Origin of the sequence: Pseudomonas sp. Pse35, from assembly GCF_024519715.1 — a bacterium.
Classification (GTDB): domain Bacteria; phylum Pseudomonadota; class Gammaproteobacteria; order Pseudomonadales; family Pseudomonadaceae; genus Aquipseudomonas; species Aquipseudomonas paracarnis.
In genome coordinates this window covers 1-20914 of sequence record NZ_JALJRP010000015.1, presented here as the reverse complement: position 1 = coordinate 20914, position 20914 = coordinate 1, and the positions used below count along the sequence as shown (strand labels likewise).

16 protein-coding genes are annotated in these 20914 nt (G+C 61.7%); 2 read left to right on the top strand and 14 right to left on the bottom strand.

Going from position 1 to position 20914, the window contains the following annotated elements; genetic code table 11:
• Nucleotides 1–21: 21 nt before the first annotated feature.
• From OC445_RS14540 to leuC, 13 genes are all read right to left on the bottom strand, one after another.
• Nucleotides 22–579 (bottom strand): CvpA family protein, encoded by a 558-nt coding sequence (locus OC445_RS14540; protein WP_003192538.1) that lies wholly within the window; start codon nt 577–579, stop codon nt 22–24.
• 242 nt (nt 580–821) lie between these two features.
• On the bottom strand, nt 822–1490 hold the full coding sequence (locus tag OC445_RS14535) for an SPOR domain-containing protein (protein ID WP_014719152.1): 669 nt from the start codon (nt 1488–1490) through the stop codon (nt 822–824).
• Nucleotides 1474–2781 (bottom strand): bifunctional tetrahydrofolate synthase/dihydrofolate synthase, encoded by a 1308-nt coding sequence (gene folC, locus OC445_RS14530; protein ID WP_034126239.1) that lies wholly within the window; start codon nt 2779–2781, stop codon nt 1474–1476. The genes OC445_RS14535 and folC overlap by 17 nt, the downstream gene beginning before the upstream one ends.
• Nucleotides 2778–3698, bottom strand: coding sequence for an acetyl-CoA carboxylase, carboxyltransferase subunit beta (gene accD / locus OC445_RS14525; RefSeq protein ID WP_003192545.1), 921 nt, complete (start codon nt 3696–3698; stop codon nt 2778–2780). The genes folC and accD overlap by 4 nt, the downstream gene beginning before the upstream one ends.
• Nucleotides 3699–3943: 245 nt before the next feature.
• Entirely contained in the window at nt 3944–4576 is a 633-nt protein-coding gene (locus OC445_RS14520) for a phosphoribosylanthranilate isomerase (protein WP_262020197.1), read from the bottom strand.
• Nucleotides 4577–4639: 63 nt separating this feature from the next.
• Nucleotides 4640–5464, bottom strand: a complete 825-nt coding sequence (gene truA, locus OC445_RS14515; RefSeq protein WP_054898765.1) for a tRNA pseudouridine(38-40) synthase TruA — start codon at nt 5462–5464, stop codon at nt 4640–4642.
• Between the two features lie 243 nt (nt 5465–5707).
• Nucleotides 5708–8227, bottom strand: coding sequence for a FimV/HubP family polar landmark protein (locus OC445_RS14510; protein WP_096144799.1), 2520 nt, complete (start codon nt 8225–8227; stop codon nt 5708–5710).
• A 161-nt stretch (nt 8228–8388) separates the two neighbouring features.
• Nucleotides 8389–9399, bottom strand: coding sequence for an aspartate-semialdehyde dehydrogenase (locus OC445_RS14505; RefSeq protein ID WP_054922592.1), 1011 nt, complete (start codon nt 9397–9399; stop codon nt 8389–8391).
• A gap of 249 nt (nt 9400–9648) precedes the next feature.
• Complete coding sequence (gene asd / locus OC445_RS14500; protein ID WP_003192554.1) at nt 9649–10761, bottom strand: aspartate-semialdehyde dehydrogenase; 1113 nt, start codon at nt 10759–10761, stop codon at nt 9649–9651.
• A gap of 64 nt (nt 10762–10825) precedes the next feature.
• The gene (leuB, locus tag OC445_RS14495; RefSeq protein WP_003192555.1) at nt 10826–11908 is read right to left on the bottom strand and encodes a 3-isopropylmalate dehydrogenase; all 1083 of its coding nucleotides are present in this window, start codon (nt 11906–11908) and stop codon (nt 10826–10828) included.
• Between the two features lie 53 nt (nt 11909–11961).
• Nucleotides 11962–12726: a class I SAM-dependent methyltransferase gene (locus OC445_RS14490; RefSeq protein ID WP_057977614.1), complete on the bottom strand. Its 765-nt coding sequence runs from the start codon at nt 12724–12726 to the stop codon at nt 11962–11964.
• A gap of 144 nt (nt 12727–12870) precedes the next feature.
• Entirely contained in the window at nt 12871–13515 is a 645-nt protein-coding gene (leuD, locus tag OC445_RS14485; RefSeq protein ID WP_014719160.1) for a 3-isopropylmalate dehydratase small subunit, read from the bottom strand.
• A gap of 10 nt (nt 13516–13525) precedes the next feature.
• Nucleotides 13526–14944 (bottom strand): 3-isopropylmalate dehydratase large subunit, encoded by a 1419-nt coding sequence (leuC, locus tag OC445_RS14480; RefSeq protein WP_054922598.1) that lies wholly within the window; start codon nt 14942–14944, stop codon nt 13526–13528.
• Nucleotides 14945–15084: 140 nt separating this feature from the next.
• Between leuC and OC445_RS14475 the strand changes: the two genes are divergently transcribed.
• Nucleotides 15085–15975: a LysR family transcriptional regulator gene (locus OC445_RS14475; protein WP_054922601.1), complete on the top strand. Its 891-nt coding sequence runs from the start codon at nt 15085–15087 to the stop codon at nt 15973–15975.
• A gap of 66 nt (nt 15976–16041) precedes the next feature.
• Complete coding sequence (locus OC445_RS14470; protein WP_198790611.1) at nt 16042–19320, top strand: EAL domain-containing protein; 3279 nt, start codon at nt 16042–16044, stop codon at nt 19318–19320.
• A gap of 86 nt (nt 19321–19406) precedes the next feature.
• On the opposite strand, the gene OC445_RS14465 is transcribed toward OC445_RS14470, so the two are convergent.
• Nucleotides 19407–20339 carry a hypothetical protein gene (locus OC445_RS14465; RefSeq protein ID WP_172415489.1) on the bottom strand — a complete coding sequence of 311 codons (933 nt, stop codon included), beginning with the start codon at nt 20337–20339 and terminating at the stop codon, nt 19407–19409.
• Between the last annotated feature and the right edge of the window lie 575 nt (nt 20340–20914).

Below are 20914 nucleotides of genomic sequence, written 5' to 3'. Positions count from 1 at the left end.
TGAATCTTGACTGAACACAGCTTACTGAGGCGTTTTGGCCGGTAAGAGGTGCTCCTTGAACGGAAGATCAGCGGGTACGCTGATTCCGCTGGCCAGCCACTGACTGCTCCACCCCAGGATGAGGTTCTTGGACCAGTCTGCAACCAATAGAAATTTTGGCACGAGTACCGACTCCTGCCACCACGAATCCTGCTGTACCGGCCCCAGGCTCAACAGCCCGACCGCCACGACCACCAGCAACGCGCCACGCGCAGCCCCGAAGGCCATGCCGAGAAATCGATCGGTCCCGGAGAGGCCGGTGACACGTATCAACTCGCCAATAAGATAATTGACCATTGCCCCCACCAACAGCGTGGCGATGAACATGATGGCGCAGCCCGCGATGACGCGAGCCGAAGGTGTCTCTATGTACCCGGCCAGGTAGACCGACAGTGAACCACCGAACATCCAGGCTACGACTCCTGCGATGATCCAGGTCAGCAACGACAGTGCTTCTTTTACGAAGCCGCGGCTCAGACTGATCAAAGCGGAGATGGCGACGATTGCAACGATCGCCCAATCAACCCAGGTAAATGGCACAGTGCAGCCTACGTACGGATAAGGCGGCGCATTTTAGCAGAGCGCCGGGCTATCGGTAAGCGGTGATTGCGGGTGCTTTGCAAATCAATAGATTGTGACGGGCCAATCGCATTTCAACCCCAGCACAAACCAATGTGGGAGCTGGCTTGCCTGCGATGAAGGCGGCACGCTCGACATCGTTGTCGATTGAACCACCGTCATCGCAGGCAAGCCAGCTCCCACATTTAGAGCATATTGCCCGTTCAGCCGCGCTCGGGCTGGAAACGCACCACAAACCCGTTGAGGTTCTGCTGACGACCCAGCAAATCGCGCAGGCGATCTGCCTCCGCACGCTCGATCAGCGGCCCGACAAACACACGATTCTTGCCGTCAGCGCTGCGGATATAAGCGTTATACCCCTGGGCACGCAGCTTTTTCTGCAAGGCGTCGGCACTTTCGCGATTGGCCAGGCTGGCCAGCTGGATCGACCAACTGATCGGCAGGCCATTAGGGTCGATGCGACTCTGCCCCACATCCGGCTTGCCAGGCGCTGCAGGCTGCGGCGCTACCGGCTTGGGCGCTGGCGCCGGTGCAGCCGGTTTGGCGGCGACAGCCGGGGCTGGCGTTGGCTTGACCACCGGCACACTTGGCTGCACCGGCATCGAAGGGGCCTGTGAAGGCGCCTGCTGTGTGACGACCTCCTCCTCGACGGGCACAGGCTCTTCCGGCAACACCTGAGGCTCAGGCACGACCACCGGTTCGACCTGAACCTGCGGCACCACCGGCGCCTGGGGCGCAGCGGGAGCTTCAACCACCACCTGGCGCTGTTCGTCCTGGCGGGAAAACAGCATCGGCAAAAAGATTACCGCCAACGCCACCAGCACCAGGGCCCCGACCATTCGCTGCTTGTATGCGCTATCCAGTAATGCCATGTGCAGCTTCCTCCGTGGAGCGCCGGGCCAGCCATTCAAGCGCCTCGGCAACACAATAAAATGATCCGAACAACAGGATTTCGTCCTCGGCCGTCGCTACCGCACACTGCGCCTCCAGGGCTGCAGTGACGCTTGCATACGACGTCACCGGCGCGCCAAGGTTCTGCAAGGCAGTTTCCAACTCAACCGCAGGACGGCTGCGTGGCGTGTCCAGCGGCGCAACGGCCCAAGACTGGACGCTGCCCAGCAGTGGCGCAACCACGCCGTCCAGGTCCTTGTCGACCAACAACCCGAACACCGCCAGGCGACGCCCCACCGGCGGCGTACGCGCCAGACGCTCAGCCAGGTACTGCGCAGCATGGGGGTTATGGCCTACATCCAACATCAGGCTCAGGCGCTTGCCTTGCCAGTCGAAGGTTCGGCGATCGAGGCGCCCCACCACTTTCGTTGCCAGCAAGGTCGCGGCGATCTGCGCGGCGTCCCACGGCAGATCCAGCAGCAAATAGGCTTGCAGCGCGAGCGCGGCGTTTTCCATCGGCAGGTTCAGCAACGGCAAATCAAGCAGCTCTACCCGTTGGCCACGTGCATCCTGCCCACGCCATTGCCAATGGGTGTGGCCGATGTCCAGGGTGAACTCGCGACCCCGCAGGTAGAACGGGCAATCCAGTTCGCGCGCCCTGTCGAGCAAGGGTTGCGGTGGGTCCAGGTCACCACACAGCGCCGGACGGCCCTGGCGGAAGATCCCGGCCTTTTCAAAAGACACCGATTCGCGGGTATTGCCCAGGTAATCGGCATGATCGACACCAATGCTGGTTACCAGGGCCAGGTCGGCATCCACCACGTTGACAGTATCCAGGCGCCCGCCGAGGCCGACTTCCAGCACGACCACATCCAGTTGCGCACGCTCGAACAGCCAGAACGCCGCCAGGGTGCCCATCTCGAAATAGGTCAGGGAAATGTCGCCACGCCCGGCTTCCAGGGCTGCGAAGGCTTCGCACAGCTGGGCATCAGTGGCTTCGACGCCATTGAGCTGCACCCGCTCGTTGTAGCGCAGCAGGTGCGGCGAACTGTACACGCCGACTTTGAGGCCCTGGGCCTGCAACAGCGCGGCGACAAAGGCACAGGTGGAGCCTTTGCCGTTGGTGCCGGTCACCGTGATCACACGCGGTGCCGGCTGGCCCAACCCGAGGCGGGCCGCTACCTGTTGCGAGCGCTCCAGGCCCATGTCGATGGCGGACGGATGCAACTGCTCAAGGTAGGCGAGCCATTCGCCCAGGGTACGTTGGGTCATAGGTTTGCTGGCACCGGCGGCACGACGATCGGCTCGACCTTAGGCGCGATGTACACAGGCGTCGGCAAGCCCATCATTTGCGCGAGCAGGCTGCCCAGGCGAGGGCGCAGTTCGCCACGCGGAATGATCAGGTCGATCGCACCGTGCTCCAGCAGGAACTCGCTGCGCTGGAAGCCTTCCGGCAGTTTTTCCCGCACGGTCTGCTCGATTACGCGCGGGCCGGCAAAACCGATCAGGGCTTTAGGCTCGCCAACGATCACATCGCCCAACATCGCCAGGCTGGCGGAGACGCCGCCGTAGACCGGGTCGGTCAGTACGGAGATGAACGGAATGCCTTCTTCACGCAGACGCGCCAGTACCGCCGAGGTCTTGGCCATTTGCATCAGGGAAATCAGGGCTTCCTGCATACGCGCACCACCGGAGGCGGCGAAGCAGATCATCGGGCAACGGTTTTCCAGGGCATAGTTGGCAGCGCGAACAAAGCGCTCACCGACGATGGCACCCATGGAACCGCCCATGAAGGAGAATTCGAAGGCCGAGACTACTACCGGCATGCCCAGCAGCTTGCCGCTGACCGAAATCAGCGCGTCTTTTTCGCCAGTCTGCTTCTGTGCGCCGACCAGGCGGTCCTTGTACTTCTTGCTGTCGCGGAACTTGAGACGGTCAACCGGCTCCAGGTCGGCACCCAGCTCATTACGGCCATCGGCATCCAGGAAGATGTCGATACGGGCGCGTGCGCCAATACGCATGTGGTGGTTGCACTTGGGGCAAACGTCCAGGGTCTTTTCCAGCTCCGGGCGATACAGCACCGCGTCGCAGGATGGGCATTTGTGCCACAGACCTTCAGGAACCGAGCTTTTCTTCACCTCGGAACGCATGATCGAAGGGATCAGTTTGTCTACTAACCAGTTGCTCATGCTTTCTTTTCTCCAGTACCGGTGGCTCGAACACAGCCCCGCGTATGCCCTTGAGCTAAATTCATATGTGGCGATGACACAGACGGGACGGGGTCAGACGTTGGACCTGCCATTTCCCGCCCGTATCCTCAGCCGTCCAGACAACCTGCCTGCGCAGGGTTGCCACTTCGTTTCCGGGCCACCCACAGGCGGCGCCGGGCTGTTTTACACAGTGGTAGTTATGGACGGCGGCAGACTGCCAGCCGTCACATCCCACCACTGCTGTTGCGCACGGCCTGCATGAACGCGCGAATCTTGCTCGAGTCCTTGATCCCCTTGCCCTGCTCCACCCCACCGCTGACGTCCACGGCATACGGCCGGACCTGTTCGATGGCCGCCTGGACATTCGCTGGAGTGAGCCCACCCGCGAGAATGACCGGTTTGCTCAACCCCTCGGGAATCAGCGTCCAGTCGAACGCCTCGCCCGTGCCACCAGGTACGCCTTCGACGTAGGTGTCCAACAGAATCCCGCGAGCGCCGGTATAAGCGGCGCAGGCTGCGGCGATATCGTCCCCGGCCTTGACCCGCAACGCCTTGATGTACGGGCGCTGATAGCTTTCGCATTCCTCTGGCGATTCGTCGCCATGGAACTGCAACATATCCAGCGGCACCGCATCCAGGGTTTCGTTGAGCTCGCAGCGGCTGGCGTTGACGAACAACCCCACGGTGGTCACGAAGGGCGGCAATGCAGCGATGATCGCCCGCGCCTGCAGCACATTCACCGCCCGTGGGCTCTTGGCATAAAACACCAGGCCAATGGCATCCGCCCCCGCTTCGACTGCCGCCAGCGCGTCTTCTATGCGGGTAATCCCGCAAATCTTGCTGCGAACGGCTGACATGTCGTAGGAACCTCAGGGTTGGACCGAGAAAGTCCCGGATGGTAACAAAAGCTTTTCCGGGCGTCAGCCGCCAAGTTCGCTGAAACCGGTGAGGAAGTGCGGCCCGATAAAGCGTTCCGGTAATTCGAACTCGTCGCGGTACTCCACATCCACCAGGTAAAGGCCGAACGGATGCGCCGTGACCCCGCCCGTGCGGCGAATGCGGCTATCCAGCACTTCCTTGGCCCACTCCACCGGGCGCTCACCGGTGCCGATGGTCATCAGCACGCCAGCGATGTTGCGCACCATGTGATGCAGGAAGGCACCTGCACGGATATCCAGCACAATCATCTTGCCGTGGCGCGTCACCCGCAGGTGGTGGACTTCCTTGATCGGCGACTTGGCCTGGCACTGCCCGGCACGGAACGCGCTGAAGTCATGCACCCCGACCAAATGCTGCGCGGCCTCGGCCATGCGCTCGGCATCCAGCGGGCGGTGGTTCCAGGTGATTTCTTCATTGAGGTGCGCCGGGCGGATCTGATCGTTGTAGATCACGTAGCGGTAACGGCGGGCGATGGCCTTGAAACGGGCGTGAAAATGCGCCGGCATGACCTTGGCCCAGCTGACACTGACATCATGGGGCAAATTGATATTAGCCCCCATCACCCACGCCTTCATCGACCGCTCGGCCTGGGTGTCGAAGTGCACCACTTGGCCACACGCGTGTACGCCGGCATCGGTACGCCCGGCACACATCAGCGACACCGGCGAGTTGGCGACTTTGGACAGGGCGTTTTCCAGGGTTTCCTGCACCGTCAGCACCCCGGAGGCCTGACGCTGCCAGCCGCGATAGCGCGAGCCTTTGTATTCCACGCCCAGTGCGATGCGGTAAAAGCCTGCGGCCGCCATTTCGGCAGCCGCGTTATCTATATTTGCCAAGAACTGTGAGCCTGATGAGTTGCGCAAAGGCGGGCATTATAGGGCGTCAGGGTGCATGAGAGGGGGCTTTTAATCTGGGGTTTTTGTGGCGAGGGAGCTTGCTCCCGTTCGACAGCGCAACTGGAGCCCGCTTTTCAGAGGCACTACGCCCCCCAGCGGGAGCAAGCTCCCTCGCCACAACAAGCCCGCTCACACATTTTTCTGCCTCGGCCGTTAGATTCGGCCGAGCATTTCCTTGGCTTCGCCACGCTGGCCTTCGTTGCCTTCGGTCAGCACCTCGGACAGGATGTCTCGCGCGCCGTCAGCATCGCCCATGTCGATATAGGCCTGGGCCAGGTCGAGCTTGGTAGCCACTTCATCGGTGCCCGAGAGGAAGTCGAAATCCGGCTCATCCTCAGCACCCAGCGCGGCATCTTCAGCCGTGAAGGAAGGCTCGATCGGCGGATGTTCCAGGCTCTGGGACAATCGATCCAGTTCAGCGTTGACGTCGTCCAGCTCCGACGCGAAGGCATCGGGCTTGGCCGCAGGGTTGCTCGGCTCGTCCGCCAGCGACAGGTCAAAGTCTTCCGGCAGGTCGAATTCGTCCAGCGCAGCCGGCGTCAGGGTCGGCGGCTCCACTGGCGGTACATCCTTGATCTGCTCTTCAAGGCCCGACAGGAAGTCGTCATCGGTTTGCGACGCGGGCGGGTCCAGCTGCAGGTCCAGGTCAAAGTCCGACAGGTCCTGTGCGTCGGCCTTAGACTCGGTCTGTTGTTTGAGCAATGTTTCAAAGGTTTGCTGGTCTTGCGCGATCTCGGCCGGCGAGGCGGCTTCCAGGTCATCCAGGCTCAAGTCGAAATCGGTGTCGAAGGTGTCTGCCTGCGCAGCCGAGGCCGGCTTGTCGTCGAGCAGGTCCTTGACGTATTGCGCATCCAGGGCTGCGGCGGCCACTGCGGCACTGACACCCGCCGCCAATACGGCCATGGCCGGGAAGCGCGCCTTGAGCTGCTCGACCTGGGCATGGTTCTCACCGTTGGCCACCAACTGGCGCTCCTGGGTGACGAACCCGTCCTTGTTGTTCTGCAGGCCATAGACTTCCATCAGCTTCAAACGCAGGTCACTGCGCTTGGGCTCGTGCTTGATGGCTTGTTCAAGCACATCCGCCGCCTGGTTCAGGTGGCCACGGTCAATATGGGATTGGGCCTGGGCCAGGGCGTCGCTGGAATTTTCCTGAGCCACGGCAACCGCCAACGGCGCCAGCACGGAGGCGACCGTCGGCGCCACAACCGTCTCGACCACCGGGGCTGGCGCGGGTGCGGCTGCTGGCGCCACTGCGGTGGCGAGCTTGACGCTCGGCGGCGGCACTTCAAGGCCCTCGAAGCTGTCAGGCGGCAGGTCTTGATCGATATTGGAAACGAACTCAGGCTCTTCGGCCAACGCCCGAGCCATGCGCAGATGCTTCTCTTCTTCACGGCGAGCATTGCGATGGCGAGCCCATAGCAGCAGAAGCAGCAGCACCACCAGCAGGGCCGCACCGCCAAGGATGCCGAGCACAATCGGGTTGGTCAGCAGATCATTGAACTTGCCTTCGGTACTGGCCGGCGCGGCAGCCGGCTTGACAGGTTCAGGCGCTGGCGCTGGCGTTGCAACAGGGGCCGCAGGCTCGGCTGCAGGCTCACCGGGCAACTGTGCGGGGATCGCGGCGGGCTCACCGGTTTGCGCCTGCAAACGAGCCAATTGGTCATTCTTCAGCTGGATCAGCTTCTGCAGCTTGTCCAGCTGGCTTTGCAGGTCGGCGGCACGGCTTTTCAGTTCTTCGTTGTCGCGCCGCGTGGTGTCGAGCTCTTCCTGGGTCATCGCCAGCTTGTCGCTCAGGGCGCGGCTGTCCCCAGCTGCGCCTTTGCCACCTTTCTTGGCGGCTTGCGCCGATACCAGACTCAAATTGTCCTTGGCCTGGGTGCTCGACGGCGCATTGCCGGCCTGGGTGCGCCGGGTTGCATCCAACTGCGGCTTACCAGCCACTTGCCCCTGAGGACTACGCTGGCGCTGGCGCCAGGCTGCGTTCTGCGCACTCACTTCGGCAATCGCTTGCGGCTGGGCCAGGGCTGTACTTTGGGTGATATCCGGCAGGCGTAGCACCTGGCCGGTTTTCAGGCGGTTGATGTTGCCGTCGACAAAGGCATCCGGGTTAAGCGCCTGGATAGCCAACATCGTTTGCTGGACCGAGGCGCCGTGACGGTTCTTCGCGGCAATCTCCCACAAGGTATCGTGGGGCGTGGTGGTGTGCCGGGCAAGCGTGCCAGTGGCAGGCGCAGAGCTGGCCGGCGCGCTGGCAGTCGGTGCCGGCTGGTCAAACTTGGCCGGGTCGAGCAGCACACTGTAGTCACGCATCAAGCGGCCATTGGGCCATTGCACCTGCATGAGGAAACGCACGTAGGAATCGGGCAGCGGCTTGCTGGAGGTCACACGTACCACGCTGCGACCTTCGGGGTTGATCACCGGCGTGAACGTCAGGTCATCGAGAAACGCCTGGCGGTCGACACCCGCATCCACGAAGGCCTGGGCCGAAGCCAGGCTGGGGGTGATCTCGGACGCCGTGAGGCCGCCCACATCGCGCAATTCGATTTCCACCGACAGCGGCTGGTTCAACTTCGACTTGAGGGTCATCTCCCCAAGTTGCAGCGCCTGCGCCATACCGGAGGACAGCGCCGAGGCGGCCGCTATTGCTAACACCAGTTTGCGAACTTGAACCATAGCCTCATCCTTTGTTTGAACACTTCCCGCTCTGCGAGAAGGTTGGTAACCGCTGCCATAAGGCATGGCGAGCCGATAGGTCACCGACGCGCTTGTGTTTCACTTGGGACCAAGCATAGCGCCTGGCTAGAATCAATCTACAAATTGCCGCCAAGTATCTTTTACACAAGGTCTTTTATCAACAACTGCGCCAGTTCCACGGCGTTCAGGGCCGAGCCTTTGCGTACGTTATCTGACGTCAACCAAAGATTTAGTTCCGCCGGGTCGTCGATACCTGCGCGAACTCGCCCGACGTACACCACGTCCTGGCCGACGGCATCGCCTACGGCTGTGGGGTAATCGCCCTCCTCGACCAGCTCGATTCCCGGCGCAGCGTCGAGGGCGCGGTTCACCGCGGCCAGGTCGACCGGCGCGGCCAGTTGCAGCGACACAGTCAGGCTATCGCCGAAAAACACCGGGGCTTGAACGCAGGTGGCGGAAATCTTTAGTAAAGGTGTTTCCAGCACCGCACGCAGTTCGTGTACGAGGCGCTTCTCCAGGGCGGTATGACCTTGGACGTCTGGCGTGCCGACTTGCGCGAGCAGGTTGAACGCCACTTGCCGATCGAAGAACGCTGGCTCCAAGGGACGCACGTTCAGCAGTTCGGCAGTCTGGCGCGCCAACTCGCTGACGGCCTCGCGGCCCTGGGCAGAGATGGCCAGGTTGGCGGTGACGCTCACGCGCTGGATGTCCACTACATTGCGCAACGGTGCCAGCACCACCGCGAGGTAGGTGGCACAAGGGCTCGGGCTGCCGAGCTGGAAAGGCTTTTTCAACGCGCCCAGCACATGGGCGTTGGCCTGCGGCACCACTTGCGGCGCCTGCTCGGCGGGCAATGCGCCAGACAAGTCGATCACCGCGCAGCCAGCGGCGGTGGCACGCGGGGCGAAGCTCAGGGTCACCGCGGGGCCTGCAGCGAAGAACGCCAACTGCACCTTGCTGAAATCAAACGTGTCGACCTCTTTGACCCGCACGTTCTTGCCCCGAAACGGCACCGAAGCCCCCGCCGAGTTGCTACCCGCCAGCAGGTACAAGGTGCCCACCGGGAACTCCAGCTCTTCGAGAATCTGCACCAGGGTTTCGCCAACGGTACCGGTAGCGCCGATCACGGCGATTTCAAAGGTCTGGGTCATGGGATTGCCTCGGGCATTACGGGGGAGCGGCACTTTACCGGGTGGTAGAGGGTGAGGCAATTACAGCCCCCCTGATCGTTCCCGCGCTCTGCGTGGGAACGCCTCCTGTGACGCTCCGCGTCACGCCTCTAAAGCAGACGCAGAGCGTCCAGAGCTGCATTCCCACGCAGAGCGTGGGAACGATCACAAGGGCAACAAAAAACCCGCGCCTGTCACCAGAACGCGGGTTTCTGTTATTGCCTCAAGCGATCAACGCTCCAGCAAAATCCGCAACATGCGACGCAACGGCTCAGCCGCGCCCCACAGCAGTTGGTCGCCAACGGTGAACGCGCCAAGGAACTGGCTGCCCATGTTCAGCTTGCGCAGGCGGCCCACCGGTACATTCAGGGTGCCGGTGACCTTGGTCGGGCTCAGCTCCTGCATGCTGATATCGCGGTTGTTCGGCACCAGCTTGACCCAAGGGTTGTGCTGGCTGATCAGCCCTTCGATATCGGCGATCGGCACATCTTTGTTCAACTTGATAGTCAGCGCCTGGCTGTGGCAACGCATGGCGCCAATGCGCACGCAGATGCCATCCACCGGGATCGGGTTCTTGAAGCGCCCCAGGATCTTGTTGGTTTCGGCCTGGGCCTTCCACTCTTCGCGACTCTGACCGTTAGGCAGTTCCTTGTCGATCCACGGGATCAGGCTACCGGCCAATGGCACGCCGAAGTTCTCGGTCGGGTAAGCATCGCTGCGCATGGCCTCGGCCACACGGCGGTCGATATCGAGGATCGCACTGGCCGGGTCAGCCAGTTGATCGGCGACAGCGGCGTGGGTCGCGCCCATCTGCTTGATCAGTTCACGCATGTTCTGCGCGCCGGCACCGGAGGCCGCCTGATAGGTCATCGCGCTCATCCACTCCACCAGGCCCGCTTCGAACAGGCCGCCCAGGCCCATCAGCATCAGGCTGACGGTGCAGTTGCCGCCCACGTAGTTCTTGGTACCGGCGTCCAGTTGCTGGTCGATGACCTTGCGGTTGACCGGGTCGAGGATGATCACCGCGTCGTCCTGCATGCGCAGGCTCGAAGCGGCGTCGATCCAGTAACCCTGCCAGCCGGCTTCGCGCAGCTTGGGGAAGACTTCGCTGGTGTAGTCGCCACCCTGGCAGGTCAGGATCACGTCGAGGCTCTTCAACTCTTCAATGCTGTAGGCATCCTTGAGCGGGGCAATATCCTTGCCCACGGACGGCCCTTGGCCACCTACGTTCGAAGTGGTGAAAAACACCGGCTCAATAAGATCGAAATCCTGCTCTTCCAGCATCCGCTGCATGAGCACGGAACCGACCATACCGCGCCAACCGATCAGACCTACACGTTTCATCGCAACTACACCTTGTTAAAAAGTGGGCCGCCTTGCAGCAACAACTGCAAGCGGGCCCGAGAGATTACAGATTCCGCAGCGCGGCGACTACTGCGTCGCCCATTTCTTGCGTCCCGACCTTGGTGCAACCCTGGGACCAGATATCGCCGGTGCGCAAGCCCTGATCCAGCACCAGGCTGACGGCCTTCTCGATTGCGTCCGCCGCATCGCCCAGGTTGAAGCTGTAGCGCAGCATCATCGACACCGACAAAATCGTCGCCAGCGGGTTGGCAATGCCCTGCCCCGCGATGTCTGGCGCCGAACCGTGGCACGGCTCGTACATACCTTTGTTGTTGGTGTCCAGGGACGCCGACGGCAGCATGCCGATGGAACCGGTGAGCATCGACGCCTGGTCGGACAGGATGTCGCCGAACAGGTTGTCGGTGACAATCACGTCGAACTGCTTGGGTGCGCGCACCAGTTGCATGGCGGCGTTGTCGACGTACATGTGGCTCAGTTCGACGTCCGGATAATCCTTGGCGACTTCTTCGACGATTTCACGCCACAGTTGGCTGGAAGCCAGCACGTTGGCCTTGTCCACCGAGCAGACTTTTTTGCCGCGCACGCGCGCCATGTCGAAACCGACACGGGCGATACGGCGGATTTCGCTCTCGCTGTATGGCAGCGTGTCATAGGCCTGACGCTCACCATTTTCCAACTCGCGCACACCCCGTGGCGAGCCGAAGTAGATACCGCCGGTCAGCTCACGCACGATGAGGATATCCAGGCCCGCCACCACTTCCGGCTTGAGGCTCGACGCGTCAGCCAGTTGCGGGTAGAGGATGGCCGGGCGCAGGTTACCGAACAGGCCCAGTTGCGCACGAATTTTCAGCAAGCCGCGCTCAGGGCGGATGTCACGCTCGATCTTGTCCCATTTCGGCCCACCCACGGCGCCGAGCAGTACCGCATCGGCAGCCCGGGCGCGGTCGAGGGTCTCGTCAGCCAGCGGCACGCCGTGCTTGTCGATGGCAGCGCCGCCGATCACGTCGTGGCTCAGCTCGAAACCCAGGCTGTACTTGCTGTTGGCAAGCTCAAGGACCTTGACCGCTTCGGCCATGATTTCCGGCCCAATACCGTCGCCAGGGAGAATCAGAATCTGCTTGCTCATGCGTTCCTCATTTCATCAAGCGACCCGCCCGTGGGCAGGTCGGGAAAAATCAATCAGCGTTCGGCGAAGACCACCAGCACATCGGTGCTGAAGGTGCCGTCGGCTTGAACTTCGTAATAATCACGTACTTCCTGGCCCATCGCCTTTTGCAGCTCAAGGATTGCTGCACGCAGTACCTCTGGCGTGCGCATGCGTTCAACCCACGAGGCGTACTCCAGGCGCAAGCGCTGGCGACTGCTGTTGCGCACGTGCAGGCCGGCCTCACTCAACTGGCGCATCCACTCGGCGCTGGAATAGTCACGTACATGGCTGGTGTCGCGCAGCACTTCGACGGTTTGCAGGTAAGTGTCCAACAGCGGGCTGCCCGGTGACAAGACATCCACAAATGCCGCCACGCCACCCGGCTTGAGCACCCGGCGCACTTCACGCAGGGCCAGGCCGAGGTCGCTCCAGTGATGGGCCGAATAACGGCTGAACACGAAGTCGAATTCGCCATCGGCGAACGGCAGGCGCTCGGCGGCGCCGTGCACGGTGCGGATGTTGTCCAAGTTGCGGTCTTTGGCGGCGGCGGCCACCACGTCGAGCATAGGCTGGGACAAGTCGTAGGCCACCACTTCTTTGACCAGAGGCGCTACATGGAAGCTGACATGACCGGCACCGCAGCCCAGGTCCAGCAGGCGTGCAGCGCCCTGCCCGGCCAGTTCGGCCTGTAGCAGTGCGAATTCGGTGCCCTGGGCGTGTACGGCGCTGCTCAGGTAGGCCGAGGCTTGCTCGCCGAATTGTTTTTGCACGACTTGGGTGTGGGCGGTGGTGGTCATGGTGGCTTTCCTTGGGGTTTGTGGTGGTTGCACTGGCGCTATCGCAGGCAAGCCAACTCCCACCGTTGACCGAGGTGCTCAGGCGAACCTCGATCCCTGTGGGAGCGGGCTTGCCCGCGATGGGGCCCGCACGGTTACCGCAAATCAGGCATCGCGAAACAGCCAGGGCTGGCTCGCCCGGTGCCTGGTTTCAAACGCAGCAATCGCATCGCCGTCCTGCAAGGTCAGGCCAATGTCGTCCAGGCCGTTGATCAGGCAGTGCTTACGGAAGGCATCCACTTCAAAGTGGTACACCTTGCCATCCGGGCGGGTCACGGTTTGCGCGGCCAGGTCCACCGTCAACTGGTAGCCGACATTGGCCTCCACTTGCTGGAACAACTCGTCCACTTCAGCGTCGCTCAAGATGATCGGCAACAGGCCGTTCTTGAAGCTGTTGTTGAAGAAGATATCGGCGTAGCTCGGCGCGATGATGCTGCGAAAGCCGTACTCTTCCAGTGCCCACGGCGCGTGCTCGCGGCTGGAGCCGCAGCCGAAGTTTTCCCGGGCCAGCAACACGCTGGCGCCTTGGTAACGCTCGGCGTTGAGCACAAAGTCCTTGTTCAGAGGGCGCTTGGAGTTGTCCTGGTAGGCGTAGCCCACGTCCAGGTAGCGCCACTCATCGAACAGGTTGGGGCCGAAACCGGTGCGCTTGATCGACTTCAGGAATTGCTTTGGGATGATCTGGTCGGTGTCCACATTGGCACGGTCCAACGGCGCTACAAGGCCTGTGTGTTGGGTAAAAGCTCTCATCGGGTTTTCCTCAGATCAATTCGCGAACGTCGATGAAACGACCGTTGACGGCAGCAGCGGCGGCCATGGCCGGGCTCACCAGGTGAGTACGCCCACCCGCGCCTTGGCGCCCTTCGAAGTTACGGTTGGAGGTCGACGCGCAATGCTCGCCCGACTCCAGGCGGTCCGGGTTCATCGCCAGGCACATCGAGCAGCCCGGCTCACGCCATTCAAAACCGGCTTCGAGGAAGATCTTGTCCAGCCCTTCGGCTTCCGCCTGGGCTTTAACCAGCCCGGAACCTGGCACCACAATGGCTTGTTTGATGGTCGAGGCCACCTTGCGGCCCTTGGCGATCACCGCCGCGGCGCGCAGGTCTTCGATCCGCGAGTTGGTGCAGGAACCGATAAACACGCGGTCCAACTGGATATCGGTGATCGCCTGGTTGGCGGTCAACCCCATGTATTTCAAGGCGCGCTCGATGGAGCCACGCTTGACCAGGTCGGCCTCTTTGGCCGGGTCCGGCACGTTCTGGTCGACGGCCAGGACCATTTCGGGCGAAGTGCCCCAGCTGACTTGCGGCTTGATCTGCGCAGCGTCGAGTTCGACCACGGTGTCGAACACCGCATCGGCGTCGGAGACCAGGTCTTTCCACGCTTCGACGGCGGCATCCCAATCGGCGCCTTGCGGCGCGAACGGGCGGCCCTTGACGTATTCGACGGTTTTTTCGTCCGCCGCCACCATGCCCACGCGGGCACCGGCTTCGATGGACATGTTGCAAATGGTCATGCGGCCTTCAATGGACAGCTCGCGGATAGCACTGCCGGCGAACTCGATGGCATGGCCGTTGCCGCCGGCGGTGCCGATCTTGCCGATCACGGCGAGCACGATGTCTTTGGCGGTCACGCCAAACGGCAATTGGCCTTCGACGCGTACCAGCATGTTCTTCATTTTCTTGGCCACCAGGCACTGGGTGGCGAACACATGTTCCACCTCAGACGTGCCGATGCCATGGGCCAGGGCGCCGAACGCACCGTGGGTGGAGGTGTGGGAGTCGCCGCAGACCACGGTCATGCCCGGCAAGGTCGCACCCTGCTCCGGGCCGATCACGTGGACGATGCCTTGGCGCACGTCGTTCATCTTGAATTCGGTGATGCCGTATTCGTCGCAATAGTCGTCGAGGGTCTGCACCTGCAACCGCGAAACCTGGTCGGCAATGGCTTCGATGCCGCCCTTGCGCTCAGGAGTGGTCGGCACGTTGTGGTCCGGCGTGGCGATGATGGAGTCGACGCGCCAAGGCTTGCGCCCGGCCAGTCGCAGGCCTTCGAACGCTTGGGGCGAGGTCACTTCATGGATGATGTGACGGTCGATGTAGATCAGCGACGATCCATCATCGCGACGTTTCACTTCGTGGGAATCCCAAAGCTTGTCGTAAAGCGTTTTGCCGGCCATCAGTCGGTCCTCATCAGCGGTGCTTCTATACGCCGGGCTTTTCAATAACCCTTTGGCTTGTGAGGCTGATGGTATGGCGCTACATTAAATAACTCAAATTCATATTTTTTATGCTTTGGATTACCAACTGGAATAGCACCATGGACTTGGCCAACCTCAACGCCTTTATCGCCATCGCCGAGACCGGCAGCTTCTCTGGCGCCGGCGAACGCCTGCACCTGACCCAGCCGGCCATCAGCAAGCGCATCGCCGGTTTGGAACAACAATTGAAGGTACGGCTGTTCGACCGCCTGGGCCGCGAAGTCGGCTTGACCGAGGCCGGGCGGGCCTTGCTGCCCCGCGCCTATCAAATCCTCAACGTGCTGGACGACACCCGCCGGGCCCTGACCAACCTCACCGGCGAAGTCAGCGGGCGCCTCACTCTGGCCACTAGCCACCATATCGGTCTGCATCGCCTACCGCCGATCCTGCGCACCTTCACCCGGCAATATCCGAAGGTGGCGTTGGATATTCAGTTTCTGGATTCAGAAGTGGCCTACGAAGAAATCCTCCATGGCCGTGCGGAAGTCGCGGTAATCACCCTGGCGCCTGAGCCCCACAACCTGGTACGTGCAACCCGGGTGTGGGACGACCCACTGGATTTTGTGGTGGCGCCGGAACACAGCCTGATCAGCAACGGTTCCGTCAGCCTGGCTGATATCGCCGGGCATCCGGCCGTGTTTCCCGGTGGCAACACCTTTACCCACCATATTGTCAGCCGCCTGTTCGAGGCCCAGGGCCTTACGCCCAATATCGCGATGAGCACTAACTACCTGGAAACCATCAAGATGATGGTCTCCATCGGCCTGGCCTGGAGCGTGTTGCCGCGCACCATGCTTGACGATCAGGTGGCAAGTATCGCTTTGCCGGGCATACAGCTCAGTCGCCAGCTAGGCTATATCGTGCACACCGAAAGGACGCTGTCGAACGCTGCGCGGGCTTTCATGAGCCTGTTGGATGCACAGGTCGATCTGCCAGGGTTACCGGCATGACACCGTGCGGGCCAGGGGTTTAGGTCAAACCGCGCGGTTTTCTCAATGAGCCAAGGCCCTTTGATAATGCGCAACCCCCTTGACCCGATTCCCCCCCTGCCCCGCATCTACGCCCTGGACCCTCAAGCGGCGGAACAAAGCTGGGACAGTGCCCCGCAACTGCTGGCGGCCCTCAATGCCGCGCGGCTGGGTGCCTGGTGCTGGGAAATCGACACAGGAAGAATCAGTTGGTCACGGGGCACCCAGGCGCTATTCGGCTTTGACCCGCGCCAGCCTCTGCCCAAGGACCTCGATTACCTAGACCTACTGGCCCCGCAAGACAGTGCGCGGGTGGTGCGCGGCTTTCATGCGGTGCTCGCCGGAGAGCCCTTCGACCGCGCCATGCACCACCGCATCCAATGGCCCGATGGCAGCCTGCACTGGCTGGAAATCAGCGGCAACCTGGCCCCCGATAAAGCCGGACGGCGGCGCATGATCGGGGTCATCCGCGAAATCACCCACCAACGCGACCGTGAACACGCCCTCAGCCATTCGGAAAAGCGCTTCGCCACCCTGTTCCACCTGTGCCCGAACATGGTACTGCTGACGCGCCAGGCCGACGGCTTGATCAGCGAAGCCAACCAGTACTTCGAGATGCTGTTCGGCTGGCCGGTGGCCGATGCCATCGGCCGCACCACATTGGAGCTGGGCCTGTGGCGCCACCCGGAACAGCGGGCGCTGCTGGTCAAGGCCACGCAGCGCAAGGGTGAACCGATCACCATGGACGTGCAGTTCTGCGCCAGCAACGGTCAGATTCATGACGGCACCCTCAGCGCACAAAAAGTGGAACTGGACGGCGAGGCGTACCTGATCAGCACCTTTCTGGACACCACCGAACGCAAAAACGCCGAGCAAGCGCTCAAGCAAAGCCAGGAGCGCCTGGACCTGGCTCTGGATTCCGCGCAACTGGGTACCTGGGATTGGCACATCCCCAGCGGCATGCTCTACGGCTCGGCGCGTGCCGCCCAGTTGCACGGGCTGGAACCCGCGCCGTTCCATGAATCCTTCGATGCGTTTTTTGAGGGCATGTCCGATGAGGACCGCGAGGGCATGCGCCATGCGTACCGCAGTTTGCGCGAAGGCCCGGACGGCAACTATCAGCTGACCTACCGCGTGCAAATGGAAGACGGCAGCCCGCGCTACCTGGAGAGCCGCGCACGCCTGTATCGCGATGAGTCAGGCAAGCCCCTGCGCATGGCCGGCACCTTGCTGGATATCACCGACCAGGTCGAGCGCGAGCAACGGCTGACCGCCTCGGAAGAAAAGTTCGCCAGCCTGTTCCAGGCCAGCCCCGACCCGATCTGCGTGACCTGCCTGGACAGCGGCGCCTTTATCGAGATCAACCCGGCGTTTACCCAGACGTTTGGCTGGACAGCCGCCGAAGTGCTCGACAAAAGCGCCGAACAAATCGGCTTGTGGGACGACTCCAGCAAGCGCCTGCAGCGCATCGAGCAGGTGATACGCGAACAGGCCCTGAGCAATGTGGCCATAGTGGTGCATCACAAGGACGGCCAAAGCCTGACCTGCATGATTTCCAGCCGCTTGATCAAGGTCAGCGACCAGCCGTGCATCGTCACCACGCTGCGCGATATTACCCAACAGCAACGCTCGGAAGCCGCACTCAAGGCCAGTGAAGAGAAGTTCGCCAAGGCGTTCCATTCCAGCCCCGATGCGATATCCATCACCGAACGCGACACCGGCCGTTATGTGGAGGTCAACGACGGTTTTTGCCGCCTGACCGGTTACCGCACCGAAGAAGCCATCGGCCTGACGCTGTACCAGATCGGCATCTGGGCCGATGAAAACCAACGCGCCGCACTGTTGGCCGAGTTGCACATCAAGGGGCGCATTCACCACCTGGAAATGCTCTGGCGCAACAAGCGTGGCGAGGTGCTGGCGGTGGAGGTCTCGGTGGAGCCGATCACCTTGAATGAAACCCCCTGCCTGCTGCTGACCGCGCGGGATGTGAGCCTATTGAAGAACGCCCAGGCGCAGATCAGGCACCTGGCCTATCACGACCCGCTGACCAACCTGCCGAACCGGGCACTGCTGATGGACCGCCTGAGCCAGCAGATCGCCCTGCTCAAGCGCCACAACCTGCGCGGCGCCCTGCTGTTTCTGGACCTGGATCACTTCAAGCACATCAACGACTCCCTCGGCCACCCCGTTGGCGACACCGTGCTGAAAATCGTCACCGCGCGCCTGGAAGCCAGCGTGCGCACGGAGGACACCGTGGCCCGCCTGGGCGGCGACGAGTTTGTGGTATTGCTCAGCGGCCTGGAGGGCACCCGCCAGACGGTCAGCAGCCAGGTGCAAGCGCTGGCCGATACCCTGCGCGAATTGCTCTCGGAACCCATGTTCCTTGACGGTCACCGGTTGCAGGTCACGCCCAGCATCGGCGTGGCGCTGATCCCCGACCACGGCACCACACCCGCCGATCTGCTCAAGCGTGCCGACATCGCCCTGTACCGCGCCAAGGACTCCGGGCGCAACACCACGCAGATGTTCCACAACAGCATGCAAAAAACCGCCAGCGAGCGCCTGCGCATGGAAACCGACTTGCGCCTGGCCTTGTCACGCGGCGAATTCAGCGTGCATTACCAGCCCCAGGTGGATGCGCGAGGCAACAGGATAATCGGCGCCGAAGCCCTGGTGCGCTGGCAGCATCCACAATTGGGCGCGCAGTCGCCGGCGGAATTTATCAAGGTATTGGAAGACAGCGGCCTGATCCTGGAGGTCGGCACCTGGATTCTCGATGAAGCCTGCGGCGCCTTTGCCCAGTTGATTGCCGACGGCCTGGTGGACCCGCTCAATTTCAGCCTGTGCGTGAATATCAGCCCGCGGCAGTTCCGCCAGAACGACTTTGTGGAACGGGTGGAGCACAGCCTCAAGCAACACGGCCTGCCGTTCAGCCTGCTGAAACTGGAAATCACCGAAGGCATCGTGATCCAGAACCTGGACGACACCGTGATGAAGATGCGCCGCCTTAAAAAACTCGGCGTGAGCTTTGCGATGGATGATTTCGGCACCGGCTACTCATCCCTGACCTATCTCAAGCGCTTGCCGGTGGACGCACTGAAGATCGATCAGTCGTTCGTGCGCGATGCGACCCACGACCCCAATGATGCAGAAATCATCCGCGCCATTGTGGCGATGGCGCGCAGCCTGAACCTGGAAGTCATCGCCGAGGGGGTGGAAACCCTGGAACAGCTGGCGTTCCTGCAAAAGCTGGGCTGCCATTTGTTCCAGGGGTATTTACACAGCCGGCCATTGCCGATCGAGGGTTTCAGGCGGTTGCTGGAATAGGGCCGCGCCTGATCACGCGAGGTTGCAAAAGATGCAGCCAAGCGCCACTGCCGTCAACGGAGCCGCCCGCCTGGGTGCCTGTTCAATTACATAAGCGCTACAGCATGGCCGTAGGTAGGGGCCGAGCCTCGGCGCCCCCACAACTCTTCACGACCATTGATAACCGCTACCGAATGCTTATCCCGATTGCACATACCCACTTGCCCACCGGCGAGCGCACTGACGGGCACCGTTCTCATGTGTTTCCTCAACCCCAGGCGCAGAAACCCCTCCCCCGGCCCCCACTCATCCTCCCCATTGTTCAGGCTGCGAATGGCAGCATGAAAACTCCTGCTCGCCGTACCATCGTTGTCTTCCATTTGCGCGCGCTTGGCGCTGACGGCAAAAAGAAACTGCGCATCCTTGAGCATCTCTTTATCGGGACCTATGAACCGCGAACCTTGTGCTGCTTGCGCCAACTCCGAGTCGGTCAATCTCAGCTGAAAATCGTCGCGCATGACCACGTGATAACCGCCAGGCTCTTTTCTCACTGAGCGAAAAATGTCCGTAGGGCTTTGACCAAATCGGTACATGGCTGCCTTGATGGCCGATACGGTAACGCAGTTGCCATCTGGCCCTTGGCGAAAGCCACTCCAGATGTTGTCCGGCTTAGCCCCATTACGCTTTATCGAAAGACCCGGAATGTGTGCGGCGACCTCTGGCTTTGGTGGTAGCGGTTCAGGTATGACCCGAGGCGCAACCTCAGGCTGAACCCTGGGCGGAGGAGGAACGTCAGGAACTGTCGTATCTTTTTTATCGGACAACAGAGAAATCAACTGTGAAAAAAAAGACGCAAACAGCCCCGACAATGTAGTGACTAATTCCCTATTAGTACCAATGCTATTTTTAGCTGTCTCGACAGTTCCGTAATTAACTGGAGTGCACTGCAGAGTGTCATTAATGGGTTTCAACGTATCAACAGGTGCCACCTGACGGACATCTATCACGCGCGCAATATTATTAATCGAACAGCACGACACAAGTTTCTCCTTAAACAGTACTTCTCCGAGTGGTATACCTCGGAGAAGCCCCCGTTTTATTCAAGCGTTCTTATGAGCCAGTGGATTTCAGGATCTGGATGAAAGTCGAGCATTGAAGCGCCAGTTTTTGTCGAATTTATTCTCATCAGGACCTGGGCTGGTCAAACCCGGAACAAACTTATCGGGCTGTGGCGCGGGTGTAGGTATCGGGTTGGTATCCGGATTCGGGCCTGGCTGTGGCATCGGGTTCGATTCCGGCTTCGGACCGGGCTGGGGCACGGGGTTCGATTCCGGCTTCGGACCGGGCTGCGGCACGGGGTTCGATTCCGGCTTCGGACCGGGCTGTGGCACGGGGTTCGATTCAGGCTTCGGACCCGGCTGAGGCACGGGGTTCGATTCAGGCTTTGGACCGGGCTGGGGCACGGGGTTCGATTCAGGCTTCGGACCGGGCTGGGGCACGGGGTTCGATTCCGGCTTTGGACCCGGCTGGGGCACGGGGTTCGATTCCGGCTTCGGACCCAGCTGGGGCACGGGGTTCGATTCCGGCGCGGGACCGGGCCTGGGATTTGATTCCG